We start from the raw sequence: 12,942 nt of genomic DNA, 5'->3' as shown, positions 1-12,942 counted from the left end.
TGGCCATTGTCCCTACCGCTCAGGTGTCGGCGCAGCGGCGGGGACTAGGGTCGACCCATGACCACGAGTCTGCGGTACGAGGACATCGTCAGGGCACCGAAGGCGCTGCTGCATGATCACCTGGACGGCGGCCTGCGCCCCGCGACGATCGTCGACCTGGCCGCGGAGGTCGGTCACGAGCTGCCCACCACCGACCCGGCGGAGCTGGGGCGCTGGTTCGTGGCGGCGGCCGACTCGGGTTCGCTGGAGCGTTACCTGGAGACCTTCGCGCACACCGTCGCCGTCATGCAGACCGCCTCCGCGTTGCGCCGGGTGGCCCGGGAGTGTGCCCTCGACCTGGCCGCCGACGGGGTGGTCTACGCCGAGGTGCGGTTCGCCCCGGAGCAGCACCTGGAGAAGGACCTCACCCTCGACGAGGTGGTCGAGGCGGTGCTGGCCGGCTTCGTCGAGGGCAGCACGCTCGCGGCCGAGGCCGGCACGCCGATCCGGGTCGGCACGCTGCTCACCGCGATGCGGCACGCGGCCCGTTCGCAGGAGATCGCCGAACTGGCCGTACGACACCGTGATCACGGTGTGGTGGGCTTCGACATCGCCGGCGCGGAGGCGGGTTTCCCGCCCACCCGCCACCTGGACGCCTTCGAATACCTGCAGCGGGAGAACTTCCACTTCACCATCCACGCAGGTGAGGCGTTCGGATTGCCCTCCATCTGGCAGGCGATCCAGTGGTGCGGAGCCGACCGCCTCGGCCACGGCGTACGCATCGTCGACGACATCACCCCGGGCTCGCCGCCGCAGCTCGGCCGGCTGGCCGCGTACGTGCGGGACAAGCGGATCCCGCTGGAGCTGTGCCCGTCGTCGAACGTACAGACCGGCGCCGCCCCGTCCATCGCGGAGCATCCGATCGGGTTGCTGCGGGACCTGCGCTTCCGGGTGACGGTCAACACCGACAACCGGTTGATGAGCGGCACCTCGATGTCCCGGGAGATGGCGCTGCTCGTCGACGCGTTCGGCTACGGCTGGCGCGAGATGCAGTGGTTCACGATCAATGCGATGAAGTCCGCCTTCATCCCGTTCGACGAGCGACTGCGGATCATCGACGACGTGATCAAGCCGGCGTACGCGAAGCTGCTGGGCTGACCGACCCGCGGCCGGTGGTCAGCCGGTCTGCGGCGGGTGGCCGGCGGCGAGCAACCGGGACACCCGGCGCAGTACGTCCCGGCCACGGGCGGCCTCCGCGCCGAGCCCGGTCTGCCGACGCAGCACCGCCGGCTCGGCGCGCAGCAGGGCGACCCCGCGCAGCAGCAGCATCCGTGGGCCCTTGCGCTGCTCGGCGAGGTCCCGGGCCAGCCGGCGGAGGAATGTCGCGCTACGCGGCCGACGCAGGGCGTACGCCCCGGCGAGGAGACCGCGACGCCGGCACTCCTCGACTATCTCGGCAGCGAAGATCCCTTCGGCCACGAAAAGTGGCGAACTGGCCAGCTCGAAGCACCGAGTGGCCACCCGCCGGTCCCCGTTGATGGCATACACCGGCACATCCGCCCGGCCGTGCCGGACCAATTGGTCAATAACCTCCACCGCCGCCTCGGCGTCCCACGAATCGGGCGACTCCCAATCGATCTGACCGTTCCGTGTCGGTAACGTTGGGTCATCGCCGTCCTTGTAGAAATCGTCCAAACAGAGCACTGGCAGCCCGGTTTGCTGGGCTATATACGACTTTCCGGAGCCGGAAGGGCCGGCCAGGAGGACGACTCGGTGCGGATGAATCATTACTTCCAGTAACTCCGAACAGACGGTCCGCGATCAAATTGCATCAACATCTCATCACACCTCCGGCTGGGGCCAACCTGGGCTTTCTCTTTCCGTGGCGGCGTGATGGAATCTCGGATGGTCCGACCCGCCGGGTCGGCTGCTGGGCGTTGTCCGGGGGCAACGCGGACGCTGCAATCACGAGGGCGGTGACGTGAGCAAACGGCCGAAGACGGCAGGTTCTCTCCTGTCGCGTCTACGCCGGCCGGCAGGTCGGCTCCGCGACATGCCGATCTGGTCCAAGCTCGGTCTCATCATGATCGTGCCGACCATCGCCACGGTCGTCGTGGGTACCAGCGGTCTGGTCGACCACCTGGACGCGCTCAACGACGCGAACCGGGCCGGCGACCTCGCCGAGCTCATCGGCCACTCCGGTGAGCTGGTGGACGGCCTTCAGGATGAGCGGACCGCAGCCGTGCTGCTGCTGGGCCTGGATCCGCAGCGCAGCACCGCGGCGCAGAAGGAGGCGGCGGCCAGCCGCTACAACGAGGTCTCGGCGCGGGTCGACCAGGACAAGGCCCCCTACTCGCAGCAGCGGTCCGACCTCAGCGATCTGCCCGTCAGCCTGAACGGGCTGCTCGGCCAGATCGATCAGGGGCTCGGTGACCTGCCCGGCGCCCGCAGCCAGGTGCTGAACGGAAAGTTCCGGATCACCGACGCGCTCCAGTCCTACGACGAGCTGATCAACCAGCTGCTCACCGTCCGGGACTCGGCCAGCCAGCTGGCCGGTGACAACGACCTGAGCGACCGGATGCGAGCCGCCGCAGCGGTGGCCCGGGAGAAGGAATGGCTCTCCGTCCGCCGGGTGGTCGTGCACCGGACGCTGATCCTGGGCGGCATGAGCTCGACCCTGCGGACCGACTACATCTCCAGCGAGACCGGTCAGCAGCAGGCGCAGCAGAGCTTCGACGCGGTGGCCACCGAGGCGGAGGCGGAGTTCCACGCCCAGACCATCGGCGGTGGTGACCGCCGGCAGGCGACGATCTACATCAGCCAGGTCAACGCCGACAACTCCCAGAACCTCGCCGGCATCTCGTTCACCCCTCAGCAGTGGGACGAAGCGCTCGTCGCCAACGGCAAACTGATCCGCGCGGTCGAGTCGAAGTTCGACTCCGACGTGGTGGATCAGGCCGGCGACCTCCGCTCCGAGGTGCAGCGCACGGTGTTCCTGGAGACCGGCCTGCTGCTCACGATGCTGCTGCTGGCCATCTTCCTGGCGTTCCTGGTGGCCCGCTCGATGGCCCGCTCACTGCGTGAGCTGCGTCAGGGTGCCCTCTCCATCGCCCAGTACGGGCTGCCCCAGGCGGTGGCCAGGCTGCGCGACCCGCAGGTCACCGGGCAGCTCTCGCCGGTGCAGCTGGCCAACCAGATCGCCGAACCACTGCCGGTCCGCAGCAAGGACGAGTTCGGCCAGGTGACCGAGGCGTTCAACGCGGTCCACCTGGAAGCCGTCCGTACCGCCGCCGAGCAGGCCGCGCTGCGGTCGTCGGTCGCGACGATGTTCGTCAACCTGGCCCGCCGGTCCCAGATCCTGGTCGACCGGCTGATCGGCCACCTCGACCGGCTGGAGCGCGGCGAAGAGGACCCGGACCGGCTGGCGGAACTGTTCCAGCTGGACCACCTCGCCACCCGGATGCGTCGTAACGACGAGAACCTGCTGGTCCTCGCCGGTGCCGACTCGACCCGTGTGCAGCGCGAGCCGGCCGCACTCATCGACGTGCTGCGGGCCGCCCAGTCCGAGGTCGAGCACTACACCCGGATCGAGTTCGGGGTGATCGACCGGGACATCGAGGTAGCCGCGCACGCGGTCAACGACCTCGTCCACCTCGTCGCCGAGCTGTTCGACAACGCGACGGCCTTCTCGCCGCCGGACTCGCAGGTGCTGGTCGAGGCTCGCCGGGTCGGTGACCGTGCCTCGCTGTACGTGGAGGACCGGGGTATCGGCATCAGCGGCGAGCAGTTGGCCGACCTGAACGAGCGGCTGGCCACGCCGCCCCAGGTGGACGTCGCCGTCTCCCGGATGATGGGCCTGGTCGTGGTCGCCCGCCTGGCCTCCCGGCACGGCGTCAAGGTGGAGCTGCGCCCGGGTAGCGATCGGGGCACGGTCGCCGAGGTCACGCTGCCGCCCACCGTGCTGGTGCCCCGGGCACTGTCCGGCCGTGGGCAGCTGCACCCCGCGCTGCCGCCGGCAGCCAGCCCATCGTCCGGGCCGAGCCCGGCGTTCGGCGCGCTGGCCGCGCTCGGTAACGGCGCGCACCCGCCGGCTCCGCCCGCCGCGCGCACTCCGGCTGGTTCGGGCAACCAGGTGACCCTGGGTGGCCGGCCCTTCGACCCGGCCAGCCGTAACGGTTCCGGTACGCCGACGACCGTGGGCAGCGGCGGCAACCTGCCCGCCTGGTCGGACCTGACCGGTGCCAGCGGCACCACAGGTGGCAACGGCAACGGCAACGGCTTCGCGCCACTCACCTCCAACGGTCACCCGATCGACCCGCTGCCGCAGCGCCGGTCCACCGACGAGCCCGGCGGCCAGCCGCCGGCGATCCCGCGTCAGCTGCCGAGCAGCCCCGAAGCCGGGCCGTACGCTCCGCCTGCGGTGTCCGCTCCGCCGGTGCCGCCGGTGTCGTCGCCGCCAGTGTCCGGTACGCCGTACTCCGCTCCGCCGGTCTCGGCGGCCCCGGTCTCCGGTCACCCGGTGTCGGCCTCCCCTGTCTCGGGCTCGCCCGTCTCGACGCCGCCCGGTGGGCAACTGCCGCAGCGGCCCGTGTCGGCGCCGAGCGCGGGTGCGGCCTCGGCGCCTCCGGCCTGGCCGCCGGTGGCTGGCGAGCCGGCCGCCCCGGCGGTGCCCGAGCGGCTGGCCGCCGCTCTGGACATGACCACCGAACTGCCTCGGGTGCAGCGTCAGACTCCGGCCCCCCGGCCGGCGCAGAACCAGCCGACCGCCCCGACGCCGCCGCAGGCCCAGAGCCGGCAGCGGTACGCGGACGAGACGATGGAGCTGCCGATCTTCCGCGAGCTGGAGTCGGCGTGGTTCCGTACCCGTCGCCCGGGCCCGGAGGAGTCGGCCGCTGCGCGTCAGCCGGCCACGGCCGGTGCGACGACCCAGCAGCTCTCCACTGTCGACGTCGGCAAACGGCCGGCCCAGCAGCAGACCCCGACCGGGACGACAGGTAACGCACCGATGGCACAGACTCCGACGGGGGCGGGCGCGTCCGGCGGGAACGGCGCGGCAGCGAGCGGCGGGCCCCGCCCCGGCGCTGCCGACAGCGCGCCCTCGCACCGCCCGACACCGCAGGAGAACATCTGGCGGACCGCGGCCGACGACGGTTGGCGGGCAGCCAGCGCCGCCAGCCAGGCGCCGCCAGCCGGTACCACCGAGACCGGGCTGCCGAAGCGTACGCCGATGGCACAGCTCGTGCCGGGCGCCGTGGAGAAGCCGACCACCTCGGTGCAGCGCCGTAACCCGGAATCGGTACGCGGTCTGCTCTCCGCGTACCACCGGGGTGTCCAGCGGGGACGCAGTCACCCCTCGGACAGCAACCCGACCGGCCCGGAGGGAACTCCGGGCGGGCAGCAATCCTCGCAGTCTGGCTCTGGCCCGGTGGCCGGGAGCGGGCAGAAGGAGCAAGAAGGATGACTAGTACGCAGGATCTCGGTTGGCTGCTGGCCAACTTCGCCGATCGGGTACCCGGTGTCGCGCACGCGGTCGCCGTCTCCGCGGACGGCCTGCTCCTGGCGTCGTCACGAGACCTTCCGCGGGACCGGGCGGACCAGTTGGCGGCGATCGCCTCCGGCCTGGTCAGCCTGACCCAGGGCGCGGCCCGCTGCTTCGAGGGAGGCGCCGTGCTGCAGACCGTGGTCGAGATGGACAATGGCTTCCTGTTCCTGATGTCGATTTCCGACGGCTCGTCGTTCGCGGTTCTCGCCGCGCGTAGTTGCGACGTGGGACAGGTCGGTTACGAAATGGCCCTGCTCGTTGACCGGGTGGGCGACGCCCTGACCCCGCAGCCGCGCACGGCTGTGGGGATGATGGGCTGATCGTCGCGCCGGCCGGTGGGGGCAGGCGGGGCGAAAACATTGCATACGACGGGTAGCACCGGTCCAACCGGTGCCGGGTACGAAGGAGGTGAGCGGCAACATGGCTGATCGTGACGAGCCGACCGGCGCGCTGGTCCGTCCATACGCCGTGACCCGCGGTCGTACCCGTCCCCGCCTCGACATCGCCCTGGAGGCGCTTGTCGAGACGACGGTGCGCGGTCGGGCCGCTGCCACTGGCAATGGTGGCCAAGGCCGTGAGCACCAGTACATCGCCGCGCTGTGTGACGGACGCGTGCAATCGCTCGCGGAGATCGCGGCGCGGATGCAGCTTCCGCTCGGCGTGGCCCGGGTGCTCATCGCCGACATGGCGACGGACGGCCTGGTCGCGGTCCACGAGCCGACCATCCTGGACGACTCGGACGACGCGGTGGGCACTGAACTGCTGGAGAGGGTGCTGAGTGGACTTCGCAGGCTCTGACATGTCGCACCGGCCGCCGGCCCCGAGCGGGCGCGTGACGTCGGCGAAGATCGTTATCGCCGGTGGATTCGGCGTCGGCAAAACGACGCTGGTCGGCTCGGTCTCGGAGATCACGCCGCTGACCACCGAGGCCATCATGACCTCCGCCGGAGTCGGCGTCGACGACACCCGGCAGGTGCCGGGCAAGACGACGACCACGGTGGCCATGGACTTCGGCCGCATCTCGATCGATCGTGACCTGATCCTGTACCTGTTCGGTACGCCGGGTCAGACCCGTTTCTGGTTCATGTGGGATGAGCTGGTACGGGGAGCGATCGGCGCGGTCGTGCTGGTGGACACCCGCCGGCTGGCTGACTGCTTCGCGGCGATCGATTTCTTCGAGCACCGGCGGCTGCCGTACCTGGTGGCCATCAACTGCTTCGACGGGATGCAGTACCACGACCCGCAGGACGTCCGGGATGCGCTCGCCATCTCCAGCGACGTGCCGGTGGTGGCCTGCGACGCCCGGAACCGGGAGTCGACGAAGCACGTACTGATCTCGCTTGTCGAGTACGTGCTCACGATGCGTCGCTCCCGGGCCGTCGCGCCCGCCTGACGATCGGCACCAGCGCCCGGTGACGGCCCCGCCGACACCGGGCGCTGGTTGGTGACCGGATCCACTCGGTGGGCACCCCATGGTGCCCACCGACGTCAGCTGAGCCGGTTCCAGGCACCGCCGTCGACGCGGTAGACCCCGAGAGAGTGGCGGTCCATGCCGCTGTGCCGGATCGGCGTGAACGAGTACATCCCGGCCATCCCGTCGGTGACCTGGTTCTGCAGGTACGCCCGCAGCCGGCCACGGTCCACACTGTCGGCCATCCGGGCCGCCGTGCTGATCAGCAGCAGGGCGTCCGAGGCGTACGGGGCGAACCCACGGTAGGCGCCGTGCGCGCGGATGTACGCCGAGACGAGATCGCGGTAGGCGCGCCCGGCGGCGCTGCTGTTGTTGGCGATCGTGGAGCCGCCCAGCGAGGACGGGTGGACCGCGTAGGAACCCTCGACGGCGGGCAGGTTCGGGGCGTCCAGGGTGTCGTCGGCCACCGCCCCGGCGTCGAAGAACAACTCGCCGTCGTGCCCGGCGGCGCGCAGCGCCCGAGCGGCGGCACCGGAGTTCGGCGCGGTGGCCCACACCACCACACCGTCCGCGCCGGCCGCGACGGCCTGTTCTGCGGCGCGGGCCACGCCGTCCTTCCCGGTGGGTAGCCGTACGGTGCGTGCCAGACCTACCTCGGCGGTGCGCAGCGCGCCCCGCATGGCCCGTACGCCCGAGTCGCCGTGCAGCCCGTCCTCGGCCAGCAGCACCACCCGGCGCAGCCCTTCGGCGCTCATCAGTTGGGCGAGCCGGCGGGCCACGTCCCCGGCGTCCGGGGTGACCTTGTAGATGAAGGCCCGCTGCGCCAGCGGCACCGCGATGGAGTCCCCGAACGCCAGTGACACGAACGGCAGCCGAAGCTTCTGTGCCACCCCGATGACCGACATCGAGGTCTCCGCCAGGGTGGCGCCGAGCAGGGCGTGCACGTCGTCGCGGCGGCCCAGCTCGGTCGCCTGTCGGGCGGCCAGCCGGGGATCGCTGCGGTTGTCCAGGACCTCGACGCGTACCGAGCGGCGTTGGTTGCCGACCGCCACGCCCTTCTCGTTGAGGGCTGCGACGCTGATGTCCAGCGCCCGCTGCTGAAGCACGCCCAGCGCCGCACCGGGGCCGGTCAGCTCCAGCGTGGCGCCGACGACCAGCTCGTGACCGGGGGTGGGCCGGGCGACGGCGTTCTCCCGCTCGCCGTCGCGCCCGCAGCCGCCCAAGAGAAGCGTGCCCGCAGCCGCGGCCAGTACGCCGCGTCGGGTGATCACGGATGGGCCGGTTACCGGTGTCGCCATGAGTCGCCTTCCCGCCCGGCGACCTGCCGCCGGCTGTTCCGCGGGTATGCTCCCGGCCCCGTCGACCCGGCGTCAAATTATCCGGGTGTGGGCATAAACACGCAGGTGAAGGCCTGTGCGGGAGCGCCGGTGGGCGTGGTGGGCACCGCCCCTGCCGACGTCGTCCTCAGGTCAGGAGCGGTAGCCGGCGGAGCGGTATTCGTACTCCCGATCGTCGTCGCGTTCGCCGGTGTCCCGGGTGAAGTCCCAGCCGCCGGCGGCTTCCCGCCCGGGGCGCCCGCCGACCGCGAAGCCACCGATCTCCTGCCCCCGGCGCCAGCCGCGGAAGTAGCCGGTGGTGTTCTCGGCCAGGCTGGCCGCGTCCCGGACTATCCGCAGTGGCCGCTCCTCGCGCAACGGCGAGCCGGGCACCAGGTTGGCCTGCGGCACGCGCTTGGGCAGCCCGGCGTTCGTCTCGGCGCCCACCGCGGGGCGGGCCGCCTGTTCGGCGGCCTGCCAGCCGCTGTCGGCGGTGGTCGACCAATCCAGGTCGGCCTCTTCGCCGTGTCCCACGAACCAGGCCGAGCGGGCCTGCGCGAAAATCAGCAGGTCGCCGTCGCCCTCGTCGGAGACCGGCGGTGTCCGGTGCTCGATCGGCGGCTCGGCCGCGCGACGGGCCGGTGGCAGGTCCAACCGCTCGGGTGCCCGGTTGCCGCGTTCCGGGCCGCCCCGATCGACGAGCCGTAGCGGCGGCGTCTCAGGTGACGGCTCGGTACCGTCGCGCAGCGCCCGGTCGGCAAGCGGTGGCGGCTCGACCAGCCGCAGCACGGGAGGCTCCGGCGGCAGGTCGTCGGCGAGCCACGGCGGGGTGACCCGGCGGTCGGCACTGTGCTCGGTCGGAGCCTCGGAAGCACTGCGCCGACCCCGGTCGTCGTACGAGCCGACGACGGGATTGCGGGGCGAGGTGTCCGCCGGGTTCTCCGGGTTGTTGACGAGCGGCCAGTTCGAGCGGGAACCAGGGGGAGCGGTCTTGTCCTGCTCCGGACGGGGCGTCGGCACCGGGACGCTGAGGTCGGTGGCGCTGAAGCCGCCGGCAGGTGCCGGTGGTTGGCCGTTGGTCTTCGGCCGGGGCGGGATCACCGTGCGCTGGCGCTCGGCCCGCGCGTGGTTGATCGCCGCGGTGGTGAGCGTCGGTCGGAACGGCTCGCCCGCCTCGGCGGGCGGGATCGAACCGCGCTGCGTCGGCGCGATCGGGGTGATCCCGGGCGGCGGCGGAGGCGGCGCGGAGATCGGTCGGTTGGTCGGGCCGTCGCCGCGGGCGGGAAGCGACTCGGCGCGCGATGGCGAAGCGGGCGGGCCGGCCACGGCGGCTGGCGTCATCGGGGCTGGCGCGACCGGCGGCGGAGCGACAGGCGCGGGCGCCACAGGTGGTGGCCCGAGCGGGCGCGGAGATGGCGGTGGGGCAGCGCCCGGCACCGGCTCCGGCCGGCTACGGCGGCCACCGGCCGGCTCGGGGCCGTTGGGACGTACCGAGCGAAGACCGGCCGTGGTGCCCGGGGCGCTTGCCGACAGTTCGCCGACCTGCTCGCCACGTCGCGCGGCGGCCCGTCGACCGGACGCCTGCACCGGCCCGGCGGTGCGGGCACGCAGGGCACCGACAAGCGCCTCGCAGCCGGCGTCACAGGCCCGCACCGAGGCGACCGCCTGCCGGATGGTCTCGGCGGCGGCGGAGGTGAGGGCTCGGTTGACAGTGGCCCGTCGGGGGGTCTCGGAGATGGCGACGCGCAGTGCGGTGACCGCCTCGTCGATCGCCTCCGCGTCACCCGCTCCTTCGGTGGCGAGCTGGGCGGCGACCGCGTCCGCCGTGACCGCGGCATCGCGGCCACGGCCGGCCGCGTCGGTCAACATCCCCGCCTCGGGCAGCGCGTCCAGCACGGCCAGCGGGATCGACTCGGCCGGGTCGGGGTAGGCGCGCAACGCGGCCGGGTAGAGCTCGCGGAGCACCTCGCGCAACGCGACAGCGGCGGAGTGCCGGCCGCTGGCCAGCGCGGCGTGCGCGGCGAGGACCTGCTTGTACCCGGCGAGGTCACGGGGGGCCGGCAGGGTCACCGCCGACAGTGCCCCGGCCTGCAACGCCCGGGCGAGACCGATGGCGCGCCGAACGGCGGGCGGTGACTGCATCTCGTCAAGCGAGTCGTCGTCAGCGAACCGCTCGGCGAAGTCGTCGACCGAGTCGTCGTCGGCGATCGCCAGGGGGCGACCGGCGGCACTGAGCAGAGAAGTGATCGTGTGGTCGTCGCTGTCGGCGGCTATCGCCGCACCGCTCGGCCCGCCTGAGCGTTCCACGAGCAGCGTGACCAGCCGGGCGTAGCCCGTCGGGTCGTCGCCGATCTCGCAGACATGCAGCAGACGGCCTGCGTCGTCGACCACAGCGGACGTCAGCGCCGATCCGGTCGAGACCGGTCGGTCGGCCGGGTCCGCCGAGGTCAGACCGCAGTACACGCGCACGAGCGCCACGGCGTCGTCCTCCTCCCGGGACACAGAGCTTTCTCTGCCAGAGACTGATGCTCCCTGGTGTGGGTCAGTCGCGCCAGTCCACGACCGCAGAGATCTTCCCGACAATGGTCCGCCAACCCAGACTTGCGGTTTGTGCCCCAATTTTCTTCAGCCTACGCCGTCCCATGAAGCCGCCGATGCCGCCGCCGACCGACGCCCGCAGCGCTTCGTCCAGGTCGTCGAGACTGGAGCCGGCGGAGAGCATGTCCAGCACCGCCGGCAACCGCAGGGCGTACGCCAGGTCGCGGGCCACCTCGCCGGCCTCGATGAGCAGCGTCGGGGCCCAGGAGTCGTGCCCGCCGCGGAGGTTCTCCACGACGAGATCGAGTTCGTAGACGTCATCGTCCAGCGGCGCGATGTCGGCCGGTTCCACCCGTTCGGACAGTTCATCCCAACTGTCCAGCTGGGACAGATCGTTGGGTGCGCCGGAGCGGACGAAACTGACAAGGGACTCGGGCGTCTTGAACAGCAGCAGCCGGCCCCGGTGGGTCAGGAAGATCGGCACCTCCTCGTCGCCCGCCTGGTCGGCGGCGACCTCGTCGGCCTCGTCCTTCCCGTCCTCGGTGTCGTCGTCGCCCTGTGCCCGCTTCTCCTCGTCCTCGCTCTCGGCGAACTCCCGGGCGACGTCCTCGTCGAGGATCACGACGTCACCCTCTTCCTCCTCGTCGTCGTCCGCAGCCGTGTCGACCTGCCGGCGGGCGAGGAAGGGATCGTCGGCGTCGCGCTCGGCCACGTCGGTCGGGGTCAGTTCACTGGCCGGCCGGTACGCCCGCAGAGTGAAACCGGTGCCGGCGGGCAGCGCGATCTCCACCGGATCGATCCGCAGCTCCTCCCAGAGCGCGCGGTTCGCGGTCTGCGCCGTGGCGACGTCGGGCTCGGCGTCGGCCGGCTCGGCGACGTCCGGCTCGCTGATGCCGGTCGTGTCGTCGAGCTCGGGCTCGGCGTCCGGCCGTTGGGGCGACTGGCGGGCCACGGTGACCTCCGTGTGCGTCGGGCTACCACCCCCGGCGCTGATGCCGGCGAGTGACTCTGGGCACATACCCTAGTTGGCTGCGCTCGGTAACCGCTGGCCGCACCCCGGTGGCCCACCACCCGGATAACAAGTAGCGTGTCTACCTATGAATGCGCAGGCGCTGCACGGACACCTCGACGCCCTGCTGCTGGCGGTGCTGGAACGGGGGTCGCTGCACGGCTACGCCATCATCGAGGCCCTGCGGGCGCGCAGCGACGGCCACCTCGACCTGCCCACCGGCACCGTCTACCCGGCGCTGCGGCGGCTGGAGCGCGCCGGACACGTGGTCAGCGCGTGGAGCACAGTCAACGGGCGGGAACGGCGGACCTACGAGTTGACCGACACCGGCCGGCGGGCCCTGGCCGACCAGCGGTCCGGATGGCGCGAGTTCAGCACGACGGTCGGCCGATTCCTGGACCCGGGCACCGCACCCACTGCGACGGGCTGAACGTCAACGGGTGGCCAGCAGCCAGGTGCGGGCGGCGCTGCCCAGCCAGGTGTGGGCGGCGGCGCCGACGACCATTCCGATGATCATCGGTGGCCAGGTCAGGGCGGCGTCCCACAGCAGGATGGACCAGGCGAACAGCCCGACGCCGGCCACCGCACCCAGCAGGGCGGCCCCGGTCAACGCGACACCGGAGCTGTGGGCCAGCACGGTCAGGGCGGGCCGCGCCGATCGGGCGGTGGCCGTGACCAGCACCAGCCCGGCCAGCCCGAGCAGGAACGCCCCTGCCCAGATCCACTCCACCGCCTGCGACAACAGCAGGTATCCGGCAGGCGGTCGCGGGCCGCCGCTCCAGCTCGACCCGTGCCAGGTGAGGTCACCGGCGATCGAGCCGGTCGCGGCGATGGCGACCACGCGCAGGGACAGCCCGCGCAACGCGGCCACCGCGAGTTCGGCCTGGTACGCCGGGGCAAGCTGATCCGGCGTACCGAAGTCGGCAACTGCCTGGCGGGCCGCCTCACGCGGCGGCAGGCCGCTGTCCCGGTACGCCTCGACGGCGTCGAGCAGCCCGTGCCGGGCCTCGGTCATCAGGTCGGCTCGCAGCCGGCGCGGCCCACGGAGCCGACTGCCGAGCTGCCGCAGATGCTCCTCGACACACACGTCGTCCCTGACCGGCATGGCCCCACCCTGCCATGCGGGTAGGCGTTCCGGCCTCGGGGA

General features: G+C 72.1%; 11 protein-coding genes. 6 read left to right on the top strand and 5 right to left on the bottom strand.

What is annotated here, in order from left to right:
- Positions 1 to 57: 57 nt before the first annotated feature.
- Positions 58 to 1,137: an adenosine deaminase gene (locus CLT74_RS18205; protein WP_099847609.1), complete on the top strand. Its 1,080-nt coding sequence runs from the start codon at positions 58 to 60 to the stop codon at positions 1,135 to 1,137.
- Positions 1,138 to 1,155: 18 nt separating this feature from the next.
- On the opposite strand, the gene CLT74_RS31410 is transcribed toward CLT74_RS18205, so the two are convergent.
- Positions 1,156 to 1,527, bottom strand: a complete 372-nt coding sequence (locus CLT74_RS31410; RefSeq protein ID WP_486582395.1) for a hypothetical protein — start codon at positions 1,525 to 1,527, stop codon at positions 1,156 to 1,158.
- Between the two features lie 433 nt (positions 1,528 to 1,960).
- Between CLT74_RS31410 and CLT74_RS18195 the strand changes: the two genes are divergently transcribed.
- The 4 genes from CLT74_RS18195 to CLT74_RS18180 all read left to right on the top strand — a co-directional run bounded on the left by CLT74_RS18195 (position 1,961) and on the right by CLT74_RS18180 (position 6,914).
- The gene (locus CLT74_RS18195; RefSeq protein WP_099847607.1) at positions 1,961 to 5,440 is read left to right on the top strand and encodes a nitrate- and nitrite sensing domain-containing protein; all 3,480 of its coding nucleotides are present in this window, start codon (positions 1,961 to 1,963) and stop codon (positions 5,438 to 5,440) included.
- Positions 5,437 to 5,841, top strand: coding sequence for a roadblock/LC7 domain-containing protein (locus CLT74_RS18190; protein ID WP_013731521.1), 405 nt, complete (start codon positions 5,437 to 5,439; stop codon positions 5,839 to 5,841). The genes CLT74_RS18195 and CLT74_RS18190 overlap by 4 nt, the downstream gene beginning before the upstream one ends.
- Positions 5,842 to 5,941: 100 nt before the next feature.
- Positions 5,942 to 6,319 (top strand): DUF742 domain-containing protein, encoded by a 378-nt coding sequence (locus tag CLT74_RS18185; protein WP_091634396.1) that lies wholly within the window; start codon positions 5,942 to 5,944, stop codon positions 6,317 to 6,319.
- Position 6,320: 1 nt separating this feature from the next.
- Positions 6,321 to 6,914, top strand: a complete 594-nt coding sequence (locus CLT74_RS18180) for a GTP-binding protein (RefSeq protein ID WP_091260490.1) — start codon at positions 6,321 to 6,323, stop codon at positions 6,912 to 6,914.
- Positions 6,915 to 7,009: 95 nt separating this feature from the next.
- On the opposite strand, the gene CLT74_RS18175 is transcribed toward CLT74_RS18180, so the two are convergent.
- The 3 genes from CLT74_RS18175 to CLT74_RS18165 all read right to left on the bottom strand — a co-directional run bounded on the left by CLT74_RS18175 (position 7,010) and on the right by CLT74_RS18165 (position 11,804).
- Positions 7,010 to 8,230 carry an ABC transporter substrate-binding protein gene (locus CLT74_RS18175; protein WP_099847606.1) on the bottom strand — a complete coding sequence of 407 codons (1,221 nt, stop codon included), beginning with the start codon at positions 8,228 to 8,230 and terminating at the stop codon, positions 7,010 to 7,012.
- A gap of 171 nt (positions 8,231 to 8,401) precedes the next feature.
- Positions 8,402 to 10,750 (bottom strand): transposase, encoded by a 2,349-nt coding sequence (locus tag CLT74_RS18170; RefSeq protein ID WP_099847605.1) that lies wholly within the window; start codon positions 10,748 to 10,750, stop codon positions 8,402 to 8,404.
- A 40-nt stretch (positions 10,751 to 10,790) separates the two neighbouring features.
- Positions 10,791 to 11,804, bottom strand: coding sequence for a DNA primase (locus CLT74_RS18165; protein WP_099847604.1), 1,014 nt, complete (start codon positions 11,802 to 11,804; stop codon positions 10,791 to 10,793).
- Between the two features lie 79 nt (positions 11,805 to 11,883).
- Between CLT74_RS18165 and CLT74_RS18160 the strand changes: the two genes are divergently transcribed.
- Positions 11,884 to 12,225 carry a helix-turn-helix transcriptional regulator gene (locus tag CLT74_RS18160; RefSeq protein ID WP_099847603.1) on the top strand — a complete coding sequence of 114 codons (342 nt, stop codon included), beginning with the start codon at positions 11,884 to 11,886 and terminating at the stop codon, positions 12,223 to 12,225.
- A gap of 3 nt (positions 12,226 to 12,228) precedes the next feature.
- Here the strand turns inward: CLT74_RS18160 and CLT74_RS18155 are convergent, their stop codons facing one another.
- Positions 12,229 to 12,900 carry a permease prefix domain 1-containing protein gene (locus CLT74_RS18155; RefSeq protein ID WP_099847602.1) on the bottom strand — a complete coding sequence of 224 codons (672 nt, stop codon included), beginning with the start codon at positions 12,898 to 12,900 and terminating at the stop codon, positions 12,229 to 12,231.
- Between the last annotated feature and the right edge of the window lie 42 nt (positions 12,901 to 12,942).

The sequence above is a fragment of the Verrucosispora sp. CNZ293 genome (assembly GCF_002754655.1).
This window is presented reverse-complemented; position numbering and strand designations above follow the sequence as displayed.